Raw genomic sequence first — 21,421 nt, forward strand, 5'->3', positions numbered from 1 at the left:
CCCAAAGGCTTCTAATATTTAGCCGGATCTACCTCTGTAACGAGTTCCCTTTCGCCGTTATTGATCTTTGTAATATACAGGATTTTCTCAATGGACCCATTGGACTTGAAGGTCAATTTGCCTGAAACGCCATCGTAATCTTTTACTTGAACCAGCGCTTTTCTTACCGCTTCGGGATCGAATTGTCCAGACTTTTCAATGGCTTCTTTTAACAGATAAACCGAATCGTATCCCCGGAATTCATAGTCATCCGGACCATGCCCAAATTTCTTTTTCCAAGCCTCAATAAATCGGCCTGCCGCCGTTCCCGTTTCTCCCTCTTTGTGATAGTTCGTCGTAGAAACGATGGTGTTATTCGCTGCATCGCCGGCGATTTGCACATATTCGTTATTAATTAATGACACATTCCCGAAGAACGACTTGTTGTAACCCAACCCTCGTGCTTGTTTCGCAATGAGTCCACCGTCTGGAGCATAACCGGTAATCATAATTAAAGCGTTCGGAAACTCTTTAATTCCTTGACTGAGATAGGCGGTAAAGTCTTTCGCATTCACGGGATAGATGTACTCTTTCACTGTTTTCATTCCGTACTGCTCACCTATTTTCATAAACGGAACGGAAATGGACTTTCCAAAAGCATCATCACGCGCAAATACGATCACTTCCTTTGTTCCCATATTCTCTGCTGCGTGGTAGGCTATCGAACCGCCCAAATCATCACTGGTAGGTATAACGGTAAAATAGTACGGATCATTCGTATTGGTTACTTTGGGGTCCCCTGCTGTCGCCGCAATCCCCAGCATTTTATTCATTTCCGCTTTTTGCTTTTCTGACAGAGCTACCGCGCTCCCTGACCCGGAAATAAAAAATTGAGCCTTTTCTGAAGCGAATTTATCGACAATCTGCTGCCCCTTGAACGGGTCCCCTTCATTATCTTCCTTTAACAACTCGATCTTCCGCCCCAATATCCCGCCATTGCTATTAATTTCTTCTACTGCATAGGACACCGCATTAAAAATAGGAGTGCCGAACGTTGCGGTAGCTCCACTGAACCCGCCCGTGTACCCGATTTTAATCGGTTCAGAGGATGTACCGGTGCCGGCTGTGTTTACACCATCGGTTTGAGAGCCTCCACTGCAGCCAGACACTGTTAGGGCGATAACAAGCATCATAATGAACATGATTTTTTTCACGGTAAAATACCCCCATATGATATAATGTAGAATCGCGTTAAACCTTTATAGATTTATGTCTTTTATCAAAGATACGTTTAACCTTGGGCTCTTTACCTAACTTTGTCATCTCCGCCGTGCTCCCCAAAGGAACCATTTTTACTATGGGTGTAACGTTGAATGCCGCTTGAAATCGTTTATTGATCTCCATCGATAAATCATCATTGCTATTATTTTTTTGCTCAATAATAAGGGTGATTTCATCCCTGCCGTTATGAGAGTCCACTTCCACCATATATTCGTGAACCTCAAATTCCAACGATTTAAGCAAGCTTTCGATGGCCAGCGGATAAATATTTTGTCCTTTAATTCTTATCATGTCATCGACTCTGCCCAGAATCGGCAGCATTCTGGTCAATGTTCTTCCGCATGTGCAGGGCGTATCATCAACAGCAACTCTGTCACCGGTGGAGAAGCGAATCCGGGGTGAGTTTTTCCAGGCCCAGCTGGTCACTGTCATATTTCCGTATTCCTTGTTGTCCACACGCTTTCCATTCGGATCAAGCACTTCAATTAATCCAAAATCCTCCCACACGTGCATACCCAGTTTGCCGTGCTTGAGTCTGCTGTGCTCGCAGTTGACAGAGCTCCAAGTCATCGTATCTACGGTGCCATAAAAATCAAAATGCTTGGCCCCCCACAATTGTTCTATTTCTTTACTTGTCGCATCCGACACCATTTCTCCGGCTGTGAGCAGTATTCTGACGGAGGACGAAACCAGATCAATGCCTTCATTCTCTGCCACATCAGCCAAGTGTTTAATATAGCTCGCTGTTCCGTACAGTACGGTCACGCCAGCCTGTTTAATCCATTGAATTTGCTTTCCGGAGGGGGTCGTTTTTCCGCTGCTCGCAGGTAATACCGTAGCGCCAACACCTAACGCTCCTGCCGTTCCACACCATGCGGCACCCATTGTGCTAAAGGTAAACAATACTTGAACGATGTCCTTGGAGTTCACCCCAACCATACCCATCGTACGAGCAAAGGTATCCTGCAGCCCCGGAAAGTCATCTTCATTTAATGGCATCATGATGGGAGAACCTGTCGTACCGCTGGTGGAGACGATAAAGTGTGCATCGGATAAACCGGAAAAGGTGTAATAGTTACCGAAAGGAGGGGATTTTTCAATCATCAGCTTCTGCGTATTTTTATTCCATGTGGGCAGCTTTTGAATATCGTCAATCGTATGGATGTGACTGGGGGAGACTCCGGCTTCACTCCACAGCCAACGATAGAACGGGATGTTGTCCCACGCATAGTTAACCACTTGTTTAAACCGTAAGGATTGAATTTCTTTAATTTTTTCCCTGGGCTGCGTACAAAGCTCATGTTCCAACTCATCAGAATAACGGGGTGATCTGTACCAAGGAAGATGTTGATAAAGTTCCGACATATTTAGCCTCCTCATTTCCATATCATTCAAATCCATGAGTGATAGAACTTCTAATGTAAAAACGGAAACGGCGAGCATCCATATAAATGTGCTTCCAATGGTGAATTTCTGTGAGTGATGATGAATAGGCGGTAAAGATGAGGCACGGCATCTAGAACATATAAGTGGTGTGGGTGGTATGTGCGGTGTGTGAGTATTTTTGAATGAATGGAGATCATTTCTACTTGATTATGTAATGCATCTTGTTTTAAAAGAGCTCACAAAAAATGTAATCATTTTTCACCCCCCTACATTAATATTAATATAATTAACGCAATTGCTAGATAATACTCATTATTATATGTGGATTATACAATCTGTCAATAGTTCTGCGTAATATATTTTTACATCCTTCTGTCTAGGTCCGCTGCGAAGCGGACAAGAGATCGAACTAAACTTACAGAATAGTCTGTTAATATTGAAAACTTTAGAATTGTTCGTTCGAAGGATTCCGATCTCGTCCGTTAGTCTGCTTTTGCTATGTCTTTGCGAGGTACGGCGGCAAGCTGCACAATGATCATGGCAAGGTTGATGACGATCATACCTGCAACGGCAAACGAGAAGCTGGATGTCGCATCATAAATCCAACCGAGGATGATCGGTCCGGCGGCCCCGATGACGTATCCAACAGATTGGGTCATGGCAGACCAGGTTGTCGCTTCATGAGCATGGCGCGCTGCATCAAGCGGGAGCAGCAGATTGAGCGGAAACAATCCTCCGGCCCCCAGACCAAGAAAGATTGCGGCGATCCAAGGCTCCATGGAAAGAGCAATCATCAGCAGGCCGATCAGTTCCAGCACCGCTCCCGCAAGAAGCCAATGAAGACGGGACGGGAATCGTTTCAACAGCATGGGAAGCACGAAGCTGATCGGAATTTGTACAAACACGAATATCGTAAGGACCATCGCGGCATACGCCTTGCTGTAACCCATGCCTTGAATGATCGGCGGCAGCCAAGCCGTTAAGGAATAGAACAGCATGGCCATCAGCCCGAAAGATAAAGTCAGCATCCACGCTTTCTTATTGGTCCAAGGCAACCCGTCCGCCTGCCTCGAGGACAAAGGATTACCCCCCTCTTGGACATGCGGCGTCACAAAAAGCCACCAGACCAGAACAGCAAGGAACGCAACGACGGCCCATAGGCCGAGAGCCTTCTGCCATGAGTGCATTACTTCCTGCAGCGGCGCAGACAGTCCAGAGCTGAGCGTAGCGCCCAACGTCAGCGCAACGGTGTACACCCCGATCATGCTGGGGACATGATTCTGGAATTGGAGCCTGATAAACCCGGAAAGCAGTGGTCCTGCAGCAGCCATGCCCAGACCTGCGATCATCGCAGTGATCAGCAGGAAGGCTGTCGAGTGAGTAAACACGCGTAGTCCGATACCAACACCGATGATGAATAGCGACCAACCGAGCATCCGCTCAATCCCCCATTTGCTGCTGAGCTTCGCAGCTATTGGGGAGAAGATTCCCATGCAAAGCACTGGAATGGAGGTTAACAAGCTCGCTATCGAAGCGCTCATACTTAGATCGTTCCGTATGATCTCGAGCAGCGGCGCTATCGAGTTAATGGCTGGCCGTGAATTTAGCGCAGCGACAAAAAAAGCGACAACCATTAAGCCATATTTCATTTTCATATATCTCAACCTCTTTGCCGAGTAATAGATTCAATCCACAACATTGCCTTACCTGTAACCTCTGTAAGTTTATGTAGGAATGGTTACCGTAATGAGCCATAAAAAATACCTCTGTGAATCACTGATTTCTCAATGCACAGAGGTGTTTTTTGATAAGTTAAGTGGTAATGTGGTTCGATGGACGACTCACGAAACCTTGAACGGACTGAACAATGTAATAAGAACCTGATGCTAAAGGTAACGGAATACTTACCCTGCCATCTTGTCCTACAGAAACTGTACTAACCAGATTATGAGATGAATTGTACAGCTTCACTTCAGCACCTGAAATTAAATCTGAAGCTTCCAATGTCGCAGCGTTTAAGGTCAAAACAGGAGTCAGGATAACCAGAACCGGGATATCGATCGTGATTCCTCCATATACCGCGCTAACCACAGTCGCTCCAGAAGCAACAGGTCTGATCACGCCATCAGGACCTACAGCTGCAATGTTTTGGTATACGGAAGAATAAACCGTACTAGCATTATAAGTCACGTCGGTTACTGTTCCGTTCAATTCGGTTGCGCGAACGCTCACGCCTAACGTTGTCAGATCATAAAAAACAATAGGACCTGCAGGCGAGTAAGTTAGAGATGTTACCGTCGCATTGCCATTGCCATTCCCATTACCCAGAGTTCCCTTTGCATCAGCTTCATTAGCATAAAACTGATTGATAGCTCTGAAAGAGCTAATCGTACCACTGACCACATCCATTTCAAACACAGTCCAATAACGCTCTGTTCCTGTTCCCGTTGAAATATCGTAGGTTCTTACAGGTATTGTCGTAGAACCCTCATAGATCTCAATATGGGCTCCGGAATCTCTCATGTTGGATTCACCCGAAAAATTATGCACATAAAAACGATAAGTACCATCTACCGTTTGACGAATGGTTGTCGTTTCAGGACCATAGGAAGTGACATCATCATGATCCAGGTCGGCGTAAGTAGCGCCAGTTACCGAAGTATATACTTTATCCGCATACCAGGTATGGAAAACCCCGCCATTCGGTGTCGGACCTACGAGATGCGAATCTAAGTCTCGAGGCTGCTCGCCCCAAGTCAATACAATACGAATTTCATTGGCTGCTGCTACACGAATTGCAGTTGCATTTTCATTGGCGTTACGAACGTTCTCTGCCGAAACTCCGACAAGATAAGTGGTAATAAAACCTACTTTGGAAAGCTCACCCGTATAAATCCCCAAAGGTAAATTAACGGAATATTGACCGCTGCTATCCGTAACGACCGTAGCGACGATCGTACCGTCTTTATTGTCAAGTCCGCGTCGGAAATGAATCGTCATCCCCGCAACGGGTTCATCCAGTACATCAACGATCTTTCCTCCAAATCCGTATACAACATCTGTGACAGAACCATTGTCGGAAGAATCATCTTGGGAGGAGCCGCCGCCACCGGAAGAACCACTGCCGGAAGAGCTTCCTACGCTTACTCCATCACTGGTTGTTACATCAGAAGGGGTACGCTCAAAGGTCGAGCCATTCGTATTCACTGCAGCACGTTCAATCGTTCCGTTCCCTGTAACGGATGCTGCCGCATTAAGAATCAGATCTGCAATGGAAGCTCCTGCTCCAACATGTAATGTCGAATTAGCTGCTCCTTGAGCAACGGTAAGCTGCTGAATCGCGCCTTCCGTTAGGCTCACCCGAACACTGGTTGCCTGCACATCTACCGTATTGAATTGTCCCGCTAAAGAGACTTCGGCGTTAGAAGGAAGCAGGCTGGACAGAATGACATCCGTAATCGTTCCAGTCCCTTTCGCCTCTAGCAAAGCACTCGACTCCACCGTGATTTGCCTTACGCTTGTAGAGCCTTCTGCTACGATACGAACGCTGCCATCGGCTTTATTCACAATAACCGTAAGCAATACCGAGTCTTCGAAGTGAATCGAGTTAGAACCACCACCATTTACGGTTGTAGAGCCTTTCACCGTCACATTCTTTAAAAAGACATCTCCATCGCCGACGGATTCAGCTATAAGAAGATTTCCTTCGATGACTGTATTTCTTAATGTTACACTCTCAGCGCTGATTACAACATTTCCTTGGATCGTTGTTGTTCCTGTTTGAGGACCAAATGTACCCTTGTGATCGTAGGTCGTAGTAGGTGCTGCCGCGTTAGATAAAGACCGATCCAGCAGCACGACAATTTCCGCGCGAGTCATAGAGCTTTGGGGCTTAAATGTCCCATCTTCATAGCCTGACAAATATCCTTTGGCCGCAAGTGCACCAATAGAGCCCTTGCTCCAGCCTGCAAATTGCGCTGCATCTTTGAAGGCTTCGGCAGCCGCAGCGTTCTCCTGAAGTTTAAGCACATTGGTCAGAACAACTGCTGCTTCTTCACGGCTGATTTGCTGATCAGGTTGAATGGTTCCATCCGGGTAACCATCAGCATAACCAGCCGCTTTGGCACGGGCAATTTCAGCAAATGCCCAATGAGAAGCATTCAAGTCCGTGAACGAGACGGCAGCTTCTTTGGTAAAGTGGAAAGAGCGATTAACTAATGTAAAATATTCCGCTCTGCTGATACTGTGATCAGGTTGATAGGATCCATCTGAATAACCTGTCAACAAGCCATTGTTGATCCATTTCTTCATTTCTTTCTCTGCCCAATGACTGCTAATGTCGGAAGACGTAGTAGAATTGGCTGCGGCGAGCACCAAGCTTGGTGCGGCGATAAGCATGCAAAGCATGAGCATTATCGCTTTGGATACATACTTCATTCGTTTCAAAATATAGTCCTCCTTGAGTGTAGTAACATGTAGATTTTACCACTGTCGACTAAATACGACAATATATTTCTTTTTGTTTCTAGGCAATTATTCCCTGTACCCCTAGTTCTCTGCTCCTTGATTACATGCTAACTTCATTAAAGTACGATGACCTCTCCCGCATCCACATTTTTAAAGCCGCGAAATCTCCTGATAAAACCATGGCTTGTTCCTTCATGCTGCGGTATTTAAAAGAACTTCGCTTGGCATCGCGGAGCTCATCAGCATGTTCATCCAAATAGGCCCCGAGCTTCATGGCATCCTCTTGAACGTACGCCAGGTTCCAGCTTTCCGACAAAGGCTTTTTCGCCGTCAGAATCTGGTTGCCTCTCTTTTCCTCAACGATCCAACGATAGTGAAAATCCTCGGCAGACAGCAGCTTATGGCTGATCATCTCAAACCAGGCAGCATTGAACCCGCCGGCGAACCAAATAGAAGGCGGTCTTTTGCCGTGCCCATCGCAGCTCATTTCAGTAAGAATTCCCGCCTTGCTAAGCATTTTGACCAAGTAAGCGACCCCTGCATCGAGCGTAAGCGTATCGAGTTTGTAGCCATGTCTCCGTTTGGTGAACGCTTTCCAGGATCTCATGTGCTGCGGACACCATGACTCCTGATTATAGGCCCTGAATAACGAGATTCGTTCCACTAACTCCTCGGTAACATGAAACTCATCCAAAATAACCATATCTTCTCTGTAAGAAGCTTGGATATGAAGTGCATCGAACAGCTTCTGCAAATACCGCACATCTCTCCTTCCTGATCCGGGCTGCAAAATCAACCGATTGGCCAAGTATCTGACAAAAAATCCTCTAGTTCGAAGTGCATTGGTCAATAACTCCATGCTCGTCAACTGCTCAAGTGTTTTCATCATTTTTTGCTCCATAGGTATCCGCTCCTTTGTAATGTTCAATAGTTGTTGTATGCATGTTCTTGTTCATACCTCTATTATTACATCCTCACCTTACAGGCGATGTAACCTGACGCCAGGTCAGAACTCCCTCCGAGATGAGTTTCACAGTATCCATAACGGACGGCCAATGAAGCTCCTCCCATTCCGTATGCTCATGCTGGTAGCCGCAAGATACGTTGATACTCGGTATCCCGTGCTCGGCATAGGTCATGGCATCGCTGATCCCGCCTTGGCAGCTTTTCCAATCGGGCTGTCCGATTTGTTCACCCACCCGCTCCCAGTACTCCCCAACTTTATCCGAGCAGAACGACATATACCTGCAGGAAGTCACAATGTCACGCCGATTCCGGCGATCTGCCACGACAGCCATATCCACATCGGCCAACCACTCGGCAGGAATTTCATTCGAGCCGACCCGCCCTCTCTCTTCATCTCGAGTAAAAGCAATCTTGAGCGTACCGTAATATGGATGACTCTCCATTCTTTCGATAACCTCTAGAACAATTGCAATCCCCGCCCGATCATCTGCCCCCAGAATGCCTTCAGAGCTGCGGAGAATATCGCCATCCCACACGATTTGGCGGCCAGGCACAAAAGGGAGCACCGTATCCATATGAGCGGAAAGGAGCAGAACCGGCCCTTTATCCAAGGCTCCAAATCTTCGTTCCGCTAACACATTCCCATAGCGGTCACGAACAACGGTAAACTGATGGCGGGTCAGACGCTCTGTTACATAGGCGGCTACTTGCTGCTCGCGTCCGCTCACCCCTTGGATGTTCAGTAGTTCAAGTAAAGTTATTTTCAATGGTTTCATATGAGTAATTCCCCCTTGGTGAAGTTACTTATGATTCTAGACTAGGAGGGTTACAACAATTGTAAGGTGAACAAGAGAAAAGGCGCCGCTGCCGGCGCCTTTTCGGATTACATCATATATTTAGGATCATTTGCATTGTAAATGAGAATCGGCTTCGGATGGTTGATGCGGTAGCCGTTATCTGCCATAATGGTTTGCTCGTCCAACCCATAGACGGCTAAGCTCTTCTTTAATTCATTCATATACCGGCTTACCTGATTGATGTTGAGCTCATCGGCGATCTCTTTCTGAGGCACCGGCTTTTGTTTTACGAAAAGCATCTCCAGCATCTGCATCCTGCGAGGGGACAAATCTCTGATTCTGCCTTTGATCACAACCCGCTTCTCATCATGATCGGTACAGTCAAAGATAAAGGCCGTTTCATCCTGCCTCAAATCCCGATATTCCTGCTCGCTGAGGGAAGACCGGCCTGTCGGCATCAAGCACATATAAGGCTTGGTCTCCTCCTTTAGAATGTCCTGCTCCAGCTTCATTACGTAATCGATGTCCACATCGTCTGGATTACCAAGCTCCTCATACATTTGTTTAGCCTTGACGGCCGTCTCCACGCTATATTTCGCCAACGCGACAGCCAATTGGGCTTGCGCCTTCATGCTTTGAGAATCATTCAGCTTTTCATGCGGAAAAGAAAGCCGCTCCGTCGGCATGCGCAAGTCCGGTTTCCTTAAAGCACTCTCAAAGCTTCGGATGGATGAACGATACCTTTTATTATAGTAATGAATAAATCCAAGACGGTAATGGGCAATCGGCAGGGCGCGGGGCTTGGCCATTTTGATCAAGTCCTCAAAAAACATCTCCGCCTGTGCGTAATTGACCTTACGGCGCTTGATATCCCAGCCGAGCTCCAATACCAGCTTCGTAATGGAATTTCGGTAAAAATCCTTTTCTGGCTCCAGCTCCCACAGTCGCAAATACAGGTAAAACAGCTTTTCCTTCAGCTCATAGGAAGCCCGCTCACCATTTTCATACTCGTCAAGCAGGCTTTGCTCCAGCTCTTCCAAGTGCATCACGTTCGTGATTTCATGATATGGGCTATTTCTGGCTGCGCGAAATTCAAACATAGAGACACCGCCCTCTCCCTTAGGACTTTAGTGATCACCGCAGTGACTGGACACGTATTTCAGAACGGATCGTAGTTTTGCAGTTCGCCTGTTATAAATACCAATAAATCCTTTTCGAAATCGAATGCGCTGCTTTTGATATCAAGGATCAGTGTATCCTCAGCGCTTGTTACAAGGTAAGCGGACAGGAAGCGCTCAATGAAAACCTGCATTCCGCCCTCGGCGTACTCCTCCATGATGTGTCTGAACTCCTCGATCTGTCCCAGCTTATCAAATTGCATGCCGGCCTTAGAGAAAGCGATAGTGACATAAGAGATCAGCTCCGGCTCCGTGAAGGTAGCCAATCGGATGTCATTGGAATGACTGCTAATCGGTAAGCTGCGATCATATTTAAAACCTAAGCTTGCACAAAACATGAAAGTCTGTGCATTCTGGGGAAAAATCCCTTTATCCTTCAGCGTATGGTAAATGTCTTCGTATTTCTTGCTCCAGTGTAGTCGAGGATCTCCCGTATATTGAATGCTTCTCATGATTATCGCTCTCCTCTTATCGATCAGGCTGAAAGCCCAGCACGCTGTCGCGCACGACTTCTGTTTTGCCAGGTGCAGGAATTTGCAGTCGATACACTTCTCCCCAGCGTCCGGTTTTCCGCAGCTCCGCGCATTCGACGCGAGTGAACTCCGTATCCGTTGCCAGCAGGATCCACTGCGGCGTCATATCCGGGATCAGCCGCAGCAGATTGTCGCGGTTTTCACCGGAAATTCGTCCGAACGGCGTATCCATGAATAACGGTATTTCCAGCGTTTTATCCGTTCCGCCGGAGATGCTGAGCAGTGAAATGATGAAGGATAAAGACAAGATTTGACGCTGGCCGGATGACAGATTCGGCAGGAAGTTGGCGCCATTCCATGCCAGCACCTGTAAAGAGAAGTCCTTCTCTATTTTCACTTCCTTCAAATTCTGCCTGCTATCCTCATCAATGAATTTACGGAAGTTCGACGTGGTGACCTCTTCCACTTCCCTCGAGATTTCATCGACGAACTTGGTTTGAATCGCTTTTAGCGCTTCTTTGGTGGCGTTCGCAATATCTTTCATTTTGACCTTGATGTCTTTCTGAGCTTCCTTCTTCTCCATTTCTTTCACAGCCGAATCAATTTCCCGCTTCTCGTTCAGGAGACGGTTAAGTTCATCTTTACCCTGATTAATTTTCAGCCGAAGCTCCTGAATGCGGTCTGACAGGTTATTGCGGGCTTGCTGCAGATTACGATAATCCGCATTGTGACTTACCCCGATGTCTTCGTTGATCGAATCGATGTCCCGTTGGATCCGTTTCATCTCTTTGTTAATATCGGAGTATCCTTTCAACAGCTCGCCGCTTCGCTCTTCCGCCAGCTTGTTCTGTTCCATTACGGTACGTACTTCTTCTTTCAAATCGTTCAATTCACGAGTATAGGAATGCTCCTGATGCTTCTCGAGCAGCAGGCTTACGGCTTTAAATTGCTTGCTGTCCGGATCCACATCCGAGTCACACACCGCGCATTTGCGATCCTCTATGATCTTTTCAAGCAACTCTTTTGCAATATCAAACGGGTTGCCCATATGGGCACGAATATGCTCTAGCTCACTATAGAAGCGAGTATATTCATCCTTCAAAAGCAGATTAAAGCTATGCTTATTGAAATCGCGTATTTTGGCCAGCTGGTCTGCTTTTCGTTTACCCAAGTCATTGATCTGTCCCGTTAGATGCTCCCGCCTTATGACCTGCTCTCTGACGTCCTGGTGCTCCTTAAGCTGGTCGTCGATGAGGGAGATTTCCCGTTCTTTCACCTCAAGCTCTTCTTGCCATTTCTCCACATTGCCCTCAAACTCTTCCATGGCCCGTTCCTTGGCTAGTTGTTCACCAAGCTTTGTCCGATACTCGCCGCTGGCCGCATTCTGAATTTCTTGATGGTAGCTCGAATGGAGCTTCGCCATGACCTGCAGAGAATCATCCAATGCATCAAGCTTGAGAAGGTTCTTAATTCCCTTGGCGACTTCTTTCTTCTGGCTCTGCTCGTCCCGCATCAATTGCTCGATTCGTTCACCGTCGAACAAGAAATAGTCCTTCATCCTACGATCGAAAATCCGATTCACAACGGATGAAATGTCCTCCTCCCGGTCGTACATATGCGTTCTGCCCTGTATGTCGATGTGTGTCATCCGTGCGGAAAGGAAATCTTCCTGGATTTGCTCATCGTCAAACAGCTGAGAGACAAGGACACGCTCCAACTCGAAATGCTCCCCTTGATGAGAGAAGCTGACTTTCACTTTGACCATTCCGGATCCGTCCGGCGACTCGCGAAGAACATTCAGGTTGCAGATGTAGTAGCTATCGCCTTTCTTACCGATCTCTTTATCCTTAGCAAGCTCCGCCACGCCGAATAAGGCGAGCATCAAGGCTCGATAGATCGTGGTTTTGCCCTTCCCATTGGCCCCATACACGACCGTAACATTCTGTTCGCCCTTGGACTGGAAGCCGGCGAAATGAATGGTTTGCTCCCCGTAATATTGTTTGAAGTTGACCAGCTCCAGCTTCTCGATCTTCACGCCCGTTCACCATCCTGAACAATTCTTCTCATTTTATTCTCCAGCTTCCGCTGTACCTCTTGTTGATTGAGTCCTTGGCCGAATCCTTGCAGAGCCTCGATGACAAGCTCCTGAACTTCCTCAGGATATTTTTTCAGCTCTTCTATGATCTTCGGATGCACATTACTAGCTGTCATGGTCTTCCAACTCCCCTGATAGTGATGAATAAATGTCTTCCGGCTTCAAGCTTAGCAAGTAACCGAGCCGATACCGCTCTAGAATCTCGAAGGCTCTGCTATGTATGGCCAGCTGATTGCTCGCGCACAGGTAAAACTCTACAAAGCGGGCAAATTCACGCTTCATGATCTGCGCATAGGTGTTTCCGTCATCCGCCGCATCGAGCGGCGGAATCATGACAAAGTCATGGATGTACGCCTGCTGTTTCCCGATAGCCTTCCTTAGAATTCTCCCGCGGCGCTGGACAAACTGACGCGGGTTGGAGGTGCTGGCCAGAAAATACGCACGTTTTGTTGCCGGTACGTTGACGCCCTCATCCAGGCATTTCATGGCAACAATCACTTGAATGTCGCCCCGATCGAACGCCTGAAGAATCGACTTGCGGTCGGCATTGCTCGTAGAGGATACAATTTCCTGCACCCGCAGCCCCGTGTCCGCAACCCGACGCAAAATTTCCCTATGCTTTCCCTCCGGACTATATACAATCGTATGCTTGAAATGCTCTAGGCCAACCTCACGGATATGCTGCCTCAGAAGAGCAAGGAACGTCTCAATCTTTGCTTCCGACTTATTCAGAAGATTCGCCCGCTGGGCTGCAAACACATTCGCCGCTTCCCGGCGGCTGGGGTCAGTCTTGGCCGCCTGCAGGAGCTGGCTAATGCGTATCGTCAAGCGTTTGTACTCCCGGTAATCCTCTTCACTCATCTCCACGTAATGGGGAAAGAACTCATAAGGGGTAAGATAACCCTCCTCAATAGCTCTTTCCAGCCCGAAGGAGATCACCTCTCTGGAGAAATAATCCGTTACCACCTGTGTCCCGTCCAGATCCCTCCATCGCTCGGGAGTCGCCGATAAGCCGATGCGCATCTTAATATCCGGATGGAGCGAGTTGCGCAGGTACGCCGCTCCCAGGTAATGAGCCTCGTCCCCGATAAACAGAACGCTGTCTTTGTTGCGAATTTTGGACACAAGACGAAGAAATTTATCCTCGTCCGCATTGGACTGATGGGTGACGATGAAACAAATGACTTCCTCAAATCCTAAATTATAGTCATCGATGAGCGAGTTTGCTTCGAAGAGCCAATCCCGACTGGTAGACATCACCGGTATAAATCCAAACGCACGCACCTCTTGGTTCCATTGCTCTACGAGATGCTTGAACGGCACGGAAACAATCAGGCAAATTTTCTTATGAGACTTAAACACACCTAAAGCCGCAGCCAGCGAGGTGATCGTCTTGCCCGTCCCTGTCGCCATCGAAAATAACCCTCGGCAGTTATTGTTTGTCCATTCTTCAATGGCATGCTTCTGGTAGTCAAACAGTTGTAATGTGGAAGGCATTCGTATCGGAAGCTCCTCCTCCGGTTCCGCTTGTGTCTTGCCAATCTCGTAAGGCCGCTCCGTGTATTGGGTAATTAGAACGAGCTTCTCGCGAATGAAATCATGCATCCGGTAGATGCGAAAGAAATCGTTCTGACCAGAGAACATCTTATGGAAACGCTCCTCGTGCTTGGCCACATAAGGCGCCTGACCTTCTACCCAAGAGCAATACACCGAGAAGCTTTCACCATTGTAATTGGCATGGAGGGAATCGTTATAGCTACCGTGGATCGCCACTTTGTCCCCGGCCTCATCCGTAAATATGGCAAACTTGTCATGGAAATCGCCTATATTGTTTTTCGGGATGGCAAATTTCACTTCTAACAGATTATCCGCGACCAGCCATGCCAACAGAGGCAGCGTCTCGTGATCGTCTTGCTTCTCAAGGGCATTCAGCTCCAGAAGGATCGCTTCATATATCGCTTGATCCTCCTTGGCCTGTTCCCCCCGCTCCATTGCATCGTAGTCGCTTGCTGTCAGGTGAGGCGAGGTAATTAATTCCGCCTTGCCCTTGCGTTCGATGAGGCTTAAAATTCCCTTGAGATTGAGCTGCAGCCACCCGGACGTAAAATAACCTACGCCCCGCTGATACAGGATCGAGTTGTGAAGAAGCGGGTGGAACAGCTTGTCCACAATGCTGTTCTCGGATGAATCATATACGTATTGCAATTGAAGCTCACGCAGCAACGTTCATCAGCCTCCCGTTCGAGTTCGGTAGAGGTCTTGGGTTATCATCTCCAGAGAAGGCGTAGTCACATAAGGAATGTTCTCGTCCATCTGGTCGTTGTAATACAGTCTGCTCATCGACCTGTTGATCACATTGAGCTCCTGCAAGCGCCGCTCCATCTGCTGGATAGACGCTGCCCCCTGATACTCTTTCATTAACAGGTAATGGATCAGATCAAGCTCGCTCGCGATGCTGTGAGGATTGTCATCACGAATAGCCGTCTTCTCCGTAATGCCCAGGATCGTAACCGTCTCATCCTCCTGCTTCAGCAGCGAAACCATGAGGGCCGGCGTCCACTCTATGCCGTTGGCCAGCCGAGGGAGACGTTGACGGACACTCGGATTCTGATAAAGTACATCCATGTCCAGCAGAAACTCATTGCCTTCGTACAGCTCATCAAATGACGCATGAATCAGGCTCAGGAACGCATCCCTTTTCTCCTCCGTCCACCCGATCGTGTCCTTATGCACGAAGGCCAGTGCCTGATCGTTCTTGAATTCATACACAATGATGTTCCTGGAGTTGTAGCTAATAGATGCCCAGCCGATGCTCTTGAAGTGCTTCTCCAATTCGCTTCGGTACGCCACGGTCTGACCACTTTGAAGATAATGTTCAAGGAGGGCAATCGGGGACCTCCTTGACGGCGCGTTTATCTCCTCTTCCTTATCAAACAGTCCGAGTTTCGGATAGATATAGAAGCTGAACTCATCCGGATATTCCCGTTCCAGCATGTAATATAACGTTTGGTAGGAATCTATGTTGGCCAGCTTCATAATGGCGCGATTCACCACTTTGATCGAGACAACCGACTCGACCGACTCCATTTTTCTAACGAGCCAGGTTTTGACGGTTTCCAAACCTTGCAGATTAACTTGTAAATTATCAATATGAATATATTCATCGTAGCCAGCCCGAATGATCTGATCGCCCATCCGCTGCTCAATGTGGTATGTTTCCCAGCCGAGTTGATTTTTGAAATGCTCCACAATTTCCTTGCGGCTGACTTTTCTGTTCTGAGCTTTAATATAGTCATAGAAAATTTGTGTGAGCGGCTGCCTGGCGGCATCAAGCTCTCCCTTTAAACAAATACGGGGAGCCTTCACGAAATCAAACTCATCCGAGCCGTACAGCTTAAAACAAGTATAAAGTGCATACTCATTGGTTATGCCAAGCTGTTCAAGATCCTCTCTAAAATGCCAAAGCGTTCTCGTTAATCGGATTTGCGGGGCCTGGCTTTCCTTCAGGAGCTGAATCGTCCATTCCTTTATGGGGACAAGATCGCCCGGGTCGACCGAAATCGATGACCTGGGAATATAGTATCCGTTATCCCAAATGACAACCTCTTCTTCATTGCGAAGCAGCGATGAATAAATGCTCCGGTCATCGTTATCTCCAAAATAATCCGGATACATTTCTCGTGCGATATCCGTGAACAGGTGCGAGTTTTTGATAAGCGCCAGGCCCTCAGGAAAAAATGCCTCAAAAACAGGTAAAAGCAGATCCTTCTTCGTCCCTTCGGCAGGAAAATAAAGCGAACGAAACATGATGAAACAATTGGGAACGATGGTCTCGAATACCATGTCCGGTGTCAGGAGGGACGTCGGATTTTTTTCGAAATATGCGTTGACTTTATCCTTAAGTCTGCTAGGATGGTACCAACGCTGTTCGCTCATCAGATGTTTGATCAACTCTGCTATATCCTCATCCACCTGCCCGTTGTCGCCGGCAAAGAATGCGTGGTACTCCGTATCGTATAACAGCCCGATATCACATTTTTTAACGATGCTAGCCAGCACCGCCTCTTCCGCATCATTCATGGTGAAGGGTCCTCCCAGAATATCCTCGATGGATACCAGGTTATATCTGCCGCTCACGGTTTCTTTCAGCTCGAATAATAAAGGGACATGCCGCAAGATGAAGAGCTCGAATGCCTTAACCTCAATTTGCCGAATTCGTTCACGCGTGACCCCTAATTCGTCGGAGATTTCCTGAAGCGTCATCGCCTCCCTGTAAGGTCCTTTATTCACACGTTTATATAAGACCTCCCAAGGTCTTTCCTCCAGGAAGTCCAATCGATTATTATGAGCAAGCGCGGACAGGTCATTATAAAATCGTTTCCATAGACTCTCCAGCGTAACCTCTACCTCTGCTCCTTCCACATGAATCGATAATTCCTCAAATATGGGTAGGATACGAGAGATCCTTGCATGCTTCTTTCGCAGTCCATCCGTAAGCTCCGTCTTCGTATAGCGGCAAAGCTCGCCCCACCTGACAATTCCCATCTCGGATAGCTGCTCGACGATTAAAGAATAACCATTGTACCTGTTAATGACTGGAAGAAACAGATCAATGGATTTCTCACGTAAGAGAGGAGGAACATAGATCGGCCTCTCCGTTGGTGTTTCCATGGTTATAACAACATTTGCCCGTTCCTGGCAATGAATTTCAATATTATTCAGAAGCTCATTCTTGAATCTGTTGATTTTACCGATACCAATGCTCGGCTTATGAAGAAAGTAGTCCTCCAAGTTGTCCGGAAGCTGCCCATAAGTGGTCAGGCCGTCTTTCAATAAACAGTGAATATTTCGAGCAACCGAACCGGAAAAGTCGGGAGCTATGTCCCGTGTAAGGATGACATTCGGAATTTGGATCACTACGTTCTCGAAGGTCACCGTCTTGGTGAATGATTCGTCCGTGCCGCTGTGATCCCAACCCTCTCCCTCCAGCTTCCCCAGCTCTCCGCGAACCACAAACTGCTGCTGCAGCAATTCTTCTACGAAAACCCCGTACCACTCTGACAGATGTAGCTTGTCCAGTTGGTGCTGAATATTAAGCAGATATAAACCATGAATGTCGGATATCGTCTTGAGGCCGAAAGAGCTCAAAAACGGCCGCAAAAAACGCTCAAGCTTGAAGCTATACGTTACCGCTGTGTTCCCTGTCAGCTTGCCTTGATACACGAGGAAATCGCCTTTCCCAAACTCAAAGGATGAGTACGCCTGCAGCTTTCCTTTATAACGAACGCCAAGCAGGCCGAATACTCTGACCACGCTCCAGAAGGTTTCGGCATCTTCATTAAACAATAATCGGAGCTCATCCTCGCACAGCTGATCGTACGTTTGTATTTGATGCGAATGTAAAAAAGATTGTACATGCGGGTTCGAATTGGCTATCAAACGTCCCTCTAAGCTTTTATCTATAAGTATTGAACCCACCCATGATCACCCACGTTGTCTTGAACTTGTTGATACCGTTAGAAAATAGGAATTCACAAACAAAAAGATCTATGGAGTCCATTCAACACAATGCATGGATTTTCCTCCAAGCTTACTTGTACATCTCGACCCAAAGACTAAGCTGCTGCTTCAAGCTTTCCCTCACCGACTTTGGTTCCAGTATCTCTGCATTGGGGCCGTATTGAAGAATCCAGTTTACGAACTCCTTTTCGTTGTTAACCGTGACCTCAAAGATCAAGCTGCCATCCTTCTGATCCTTCATACGGGGACGAACGAATAGCTCCTCTTCCTTTATGTAACGTGCAACTTCAGGGGCGAACCTAACCTTAAACATCATATTTTTATCCCCACGGTCAATGGTCCACGTGTTTTTGAGGTACTGCTTGATGTTAAAATCCCCTTTATCGTAGGGGAGATTCGTAATCTCCACCTTCTGAAAACGGCTTATTCGGAAGGTGCGAATCGCCTGTTTTAAGTGGCAGTAGCCAATTAAATAAAAACGCTGGTCACGGGGCACCAAATAATATGGATCTATTTTCCGCATGGTTGTTTCGTCTCGATACTGCGTGTGGTACACCGTATCGATTGTTTTCTGCCCCAGAATCGCCTCAATGATCGGCTGAAGGAAATTCGGGGTCTCTTTACGATACGCCGGCGTCCCCATCTGGATGATATCCGCCAAGTTTTCGATGATGCTGTTTTGCTTGGACTTCTCCTTTAAATGCGTGGCCATTATCTTATCGTAGGCCGTATCAAATCCGGGCGGGAGTTTATCTTTGTCCAGCACGGAAGGCAGCAGCGAAAGCACGAACGCCTCCTGTTCCGAGAAATTGAGCGGATAAAGAAAAAATTTCCCCATAAAACGGTAGCCTGTGCCCCGTCCCTCATTGGTAACGGGTGCGATCAAGCTCAATATATCCAAGTCCCTGTAAATCGTTCTGATATTCACATCGCATTTGAGTGCGAGATCAGCTGCCGAAATCCCCGGATTAGCTTGAATGGCATTGATGATATTAAAAATGCGGATCACTTTGTCGATCATGTTCATACCCCTTGATAAACTAGTACTATTTTCCTGTATATTACTTATTCTTCTAAAGCAGAAGAGTTCCTTCTTAGGAACTACATAAAAATGAATCAATCATTGTTTGAATACTAGATATGCACGGGGTTAATCCGTCATGTCATCCGTTGGACCTTGGTCTTTTGGGGTATCACGAATTATCGCCGTGTTCAATCCGAGTTGTATCAAAATGTTTAAAATATCGATCTGAATTTTATCTGTTTTCTTCGTCATGTAATCCTCCGAAAAGCGAAAATAGGTACTTTCCAGTATAGGATATCATTGCCATGCGACATGAGGTTGTCTCGAATATGCGTTCGTATAGAAAAGAATAGTATTTGTGATGAAGTGGTAAAAAATGGATTATTTTTACTGGATATCTTCCACAACTATGTGTAATATGGAAAAATATCACTTTAGAAAGGCAGGGATACAAAGCTGGGGGCCTAAAGCATGATGCTATGGCAGCCGAGCCACCAAAGGGGGAGCTTCTTTTTTTTGTTTAGATTCAAATCGGGGAGCAAAAGCCTAGCTTCTGATTCTCGGAACTACTTTGAAACAAACCACAAATCAATGCTCTCAGGAGGAAGTCACACATGTTGAAAATGAGTATTCAAACCCGGTTGATCGCAGCATTTCTGGTCATATTAATCCTGCCATGCAGCGTCGTCGGATGGTTTTGTTATCTGGAGGCAAGACAACAGGTGGAAGATCAAATTATGCAAAGCGCAAGTCAAAGCGTTCAATCTGCAAACCATGAAATTAATACACTTATCTCCAAAAGCCTATCCGACATGGATTATTTGGCACAACAAATCCATGCCGAAATGGTTGATGGCACGGCTAGTCCACAGGTTAGAGCCATATTGGAGCCATATAAAGCAATTAACCCTCAATACGAAGTCGTTTATTTCGGAACCAATACCGAAGTGATGATTTTCTCCCCAGATCGAACCATAGAGGGTTACGACCCTCGGACCAGGCCTTGGTTTATTACAGCGACGGAGAACAAAGGAAAGGCTATCGTAAGTGATCCCTTCCTCTCCGCAACGAATAACCAGATCGCCGCTAACCCGTCGAAAATGAGCGATGATGAGTCGGGAGTTGTGGGCGGGCGGCAGCTTGGTTTTGACCGATCTTGCCAAACGAGTGAACAGCATCAAAGTGGGCCAAAATGGCTACGTGTTTATTCTGGATAAGGACGGGAAGTACGTCACCAATCCCACGATTGAGCCGGGTACCGAGAACACAGAACCATATGTAACCAAGTTTTACGAATCGAATACTGGAGCCGTTGATTTTCAGTTCAATGGGGTAAACAATAAAGGGGTATTTGTCACCAACGAATTGACCGGTTGGAAAATTATCGGCGCCATCGAGATGTCAGAAATCACAAACGCAACCAAGGGTATCCTCTATACAACCATTGCCGTAATTGTGATCGCGATCATCATCGGCGTATGCTTGCCTTGTGGATCGTCCGCTCGATAACTACACCTTTGAAGCAATTAATCCATACGACGGAAAAAATAGCAGCCGGAAATCTGACTGAAGAAATCGCGATCCATTCCAAGGATGAATGGGGACAGCTCACAGCATCGGTTAACCATATGGTTCATAATTTACGAGACTTAATCGGGGGAAAATCGGGGAAATTATCGAAGTCATTTACGACATCTTGGATCAAACCAATTTGCTCGCCCTCAACGCGGCTATCGAGGCTGCACGTGCTGGAGAACAAGGAAGAGGGTTTGCGGTCGTAGCCGATGAGGTACGTAAGCTCGCGGAACGAAGCGGTAAGGCTACCAAACAAATTACAGTAATTATCAAAGGCATGCAGGAAAACACGCATAGAAGTGTAATGGCCGTTTCCGACGGGGTGAGTCAGTCCGAGGAGACAAGAAAGGCTTTTGATCGAATTATTGAAATGATTAGCAAAACGGAACTCAAGGTAGGGGAAATTGCGACTGCATGCGAAGAGCAAGCTGCCCAGTCTAATGAGGTTATGCATTCCATTGAAAACGTCTCATCTGCTAGCCAAGAGGCAGCAGCCGCTTCGGAGGAAACGGCCGCGACGTCACATTCCCTTGCGCAGCTTGCAGAAGGTTTAAATGAATCCGTCTCCGTCTTTAAAATCAAGTAAAGGCACCATGAACAGCGTAAGGAATTCCTTAAGGCGGTGGAAGAGTTAGTTACTAGTATAAATATGAGTCTAGCAGCCGTGATTTTAAAAAAAA

Annotated in this window: 16 protein-coding genes, 2 pseudogenes and 1 riboswitch; of the genes and pseudogenes, 4 read left to right on the forward strand and 14 right to left on the reverse strand. The window is 47.0% G+C overall.

Annotated features, from left to right (window positions below):
• Nucleotides 1–11: 11 nt before the first annotated feature.
• The 14 genes from JOE45_RS12145 to JOE45_RS23860 all read right to left on the reverse strand — a co-directional run bounded on the left by JOE45_RS12145 (nt 12) and on the right by JOE45_RS23860 (nt 19,418).
• Nucleotides 12–1,193, reverse strand: a complete 1,182-nt coding sequence (locus tag JOE45_RS12145) for an ABC transporter substrate-binding protein (protein WP_210019951.1) — start codon at nt 1,191–1,193, stop codon at nt 12–14.
• 37 nt (nt 1,194–1,230) lie between these two features.
• Nucleotides 1,231–2,625 (reverse strand): phenylacetate--CoA ligase family protein, encoded by a 1,395-nt coding sequence (locus JOE45_RS12150; RefSeq protein WP_210019950.1) that lies wholly within the window; start codon nt 2,623–2,625, stop codon nt 1,231–1,233.
• Nucleotides 2,626–3,128: 503 nt separating this feature from the next.
• Nucleotides 3,129–4,301: an MFS transporter gene (locus JOE45_RS12155; protein ID WP_210019949.1), complete on the reverse strand. Its 1,173-nt coding sequence runs from the start codon at nt 4,299–4,301 to the stop codon at nt 3,129–3,131.
• Between the two features lie 157 nt (nt 4,302–4,458).
• Nucleotides 4,459–7,083 carry an S-layer homology domain-containing protein gene (locus tag JOE45_RS12160; protein ID WP_245247294.1) on the reverse strand — a complete coding sequence of 875 codons (2,625 nt, stop codon included), beginning with the start codon at nt 7,081–7,083 and terminating at the stop codon, nt 4,459–4,461.
• 130 nt (nt 7,084–7,213) lie between these two features.
• Nucleotides 7,214–8,014, reverse strand: a complete 801-nt coding sequence (locus JOE45_RS12165; protein ID WP_210019947.1) for a hypothetical protein — start codon at nt 8,012–8,014, stop codon at nt 7,214–7,216.
• Nucleotides 8,015–8,087: 73 nt separating this feature from the next.
• Complete coding sequence (locus JOE45_RS12170; protein WP_210019946.1) at nt 8,088–8,855, reverse strand: M20/M25/M40 family metallo-hydrolase; 768 nt, start codon at nt 8,853–8,855, stop codon at nt 8,088–8,090.
• 107 nt (nt 8,856–8,962) lie between these two features.
• Nucleotides 8,963–9,976 (reverse strand): helix-turn-helix domain-containing protein, encoded by a 1,014-nt coding sequence (locus JOE45_RS12175; protein WP_210019945.1) that lies wholly within the window; start codon nt 9,974–9,976, stop codon nt 8,963–8,965.
• Nucleotides 9,977–10,035: 59 nt separating this feature from the next.
• On the reverse strand, nt 10,036–10,506 hold the full coding sequence (locus JOE45_RS12180) for a hypothetical protein (RefSeq protein WP_210019944.1): 471 nt from the start codon (nt 10,504–10,506) through the stop codon (nt 10,036–10,038).
• 16 nt (nt 10,507–10,522) lie between these two features.
• Entirely contained in the window at nt 10,523–12,562 is a 2,040-nt protein-coding gene (locus JOE45_RS12185; RefSeq protein WP_210019943.1) for an AAA family ATPase, read from the reverse strand.
• Nucleotides 12,559–12,738, reverse strand: coding sequence for a hypothetical protein (locus JOE45_RS12190; RefSeq protein ID WP_210019942.1), 180 nt, complete (start codon nt 12,736–12,738; stop codon nt 12,559–12,561). Before JOE45_RS12190 ends, JOE45_RS12185 begins: the two co-directional genes overlap by 4 nt.
• Nucleotides 12,728–14,845 carry a DEAD/DEAH box helicase family protein gene (locus JOE45_RS12195; RefSeq protein WP_210019941.1) on the reverse strand — a complete coding sequence of 706 codons (2,118 nt, stop codon included), beginning with the start codon at nt 14,843–14,845 and terminating at the stop codon, nt 12,728–12,730. The genes JOE45_RS12190 and JOE45_RS12195 overlap by 11 nt, the downstream gene beginning before the upstream one ends.
• Nucleotides 14,846–14,851: 6 nt before the next feature.
• Nucleotides 14,852–18,100: a sigma factor-like helix-turn-helix DNA-binding protein gene (locus JOE45_RS12200; RefSeq protein WP_210019940.1), complete on the reverse strand. Its 3,249-nt coding sequence runs from the start codon at nt 18,098–18,100 to the stop codon at nt 14,852–14,854.
• A 112-nt stretch (nt 18,101–18,212) separates the two neighbouring features.
• Nucleotides 18,213–19,163 carry a helix-turn-helix transcriptional regulator gene (locus JOE45_RS12205; protein WP_210019939.1) on the reverse strand — a complete coding sequence of 317 codons (951 nt, stop codon included), beginning with the start codon at nt 19,161–19,163 and terminating at the stop codon, nt 18,213–18,215.
• Nucleotides 19,164–19,292: 129 nt separating this feature from the next.
• Nucleotides 19,293–19,418: a hypothetical protein gene (locus JOE45_RS23860; RefSeq protein ID WP_280873785.1), complete on the reverse strand. Its 126-nt coding sequence runs from the start codon at nt 19,416–19,418 to the stop codon at nt 19,293–19,295.
• Nucleotides 19,419–19,581: 163 nt separating this feature from the next.
• Nucleotides 19,582–19,665, forward strand: a riboswitch (cyclic di-GMP riboswitch).
• 115 nt (nt 19,666–19,780) lie between these two features.
• Between JOE45_RS23860 and JOE45_RS12210 the strand changes: the two genes are divergently transcribed.
• From JOE45_RS12210 to JOE45_RS23530, 4 genes and pseudogenes are all read left to right on the forward strand, one after another.
• Complete coding sequence (locus JOE45_RS12210; RefSeq protein WP_210019938.1) at nt 19,781–20,383, forward strand: PDC sensor domain-containing protein; 603 nt, start codon at nt 19,781–19,783, stop codon at nt 20,381–20,383.
• A complete protein-coding gene (locus tag JOE45_RS23520; RefSeq protein ID WP_348632527.1) occupies nt 20,367–20,675 on the forward strand; it encodes a PDC sensor domain-containing protein in 309 nt (102 codons plus the stop codon). The genes JOE45_RS12210 and JOE45_RS23520 overlap by 17 nt, the downstream gene beginning before the upstream one ends.
• Nucleotides 20,645–20,755 (forward strand): annotated as a pseudogene (locus JOE45_RS24200) (HAMP domain-containing protein); the annotation flags it as partial. The gene JOE45_RS23520 and the pseudogene JOE45_RS24200, both read left to right, overlap by 31 nt.
• 71 nt (nt 20,756–20,826) lie before the next feature.
• Nucleotides 20,827–21,327: pseudogene (locus JOE45_RS23530) on the forward strand (methyl-accepting chemotaxis protein); the annotation flags it as partial.
• Between the last annotated feature and the right edge of the window lie 94 nt (nt 21,328–21,421).

Source organism: Paenibacillus sp. PvR098, from assembly GCF_017833255.1.
Taxonomy (GTDB): Bacteria; Bacillota; Bacilli; order Paenibacillales; family NBRC-103111; genus Paenibacillus_G.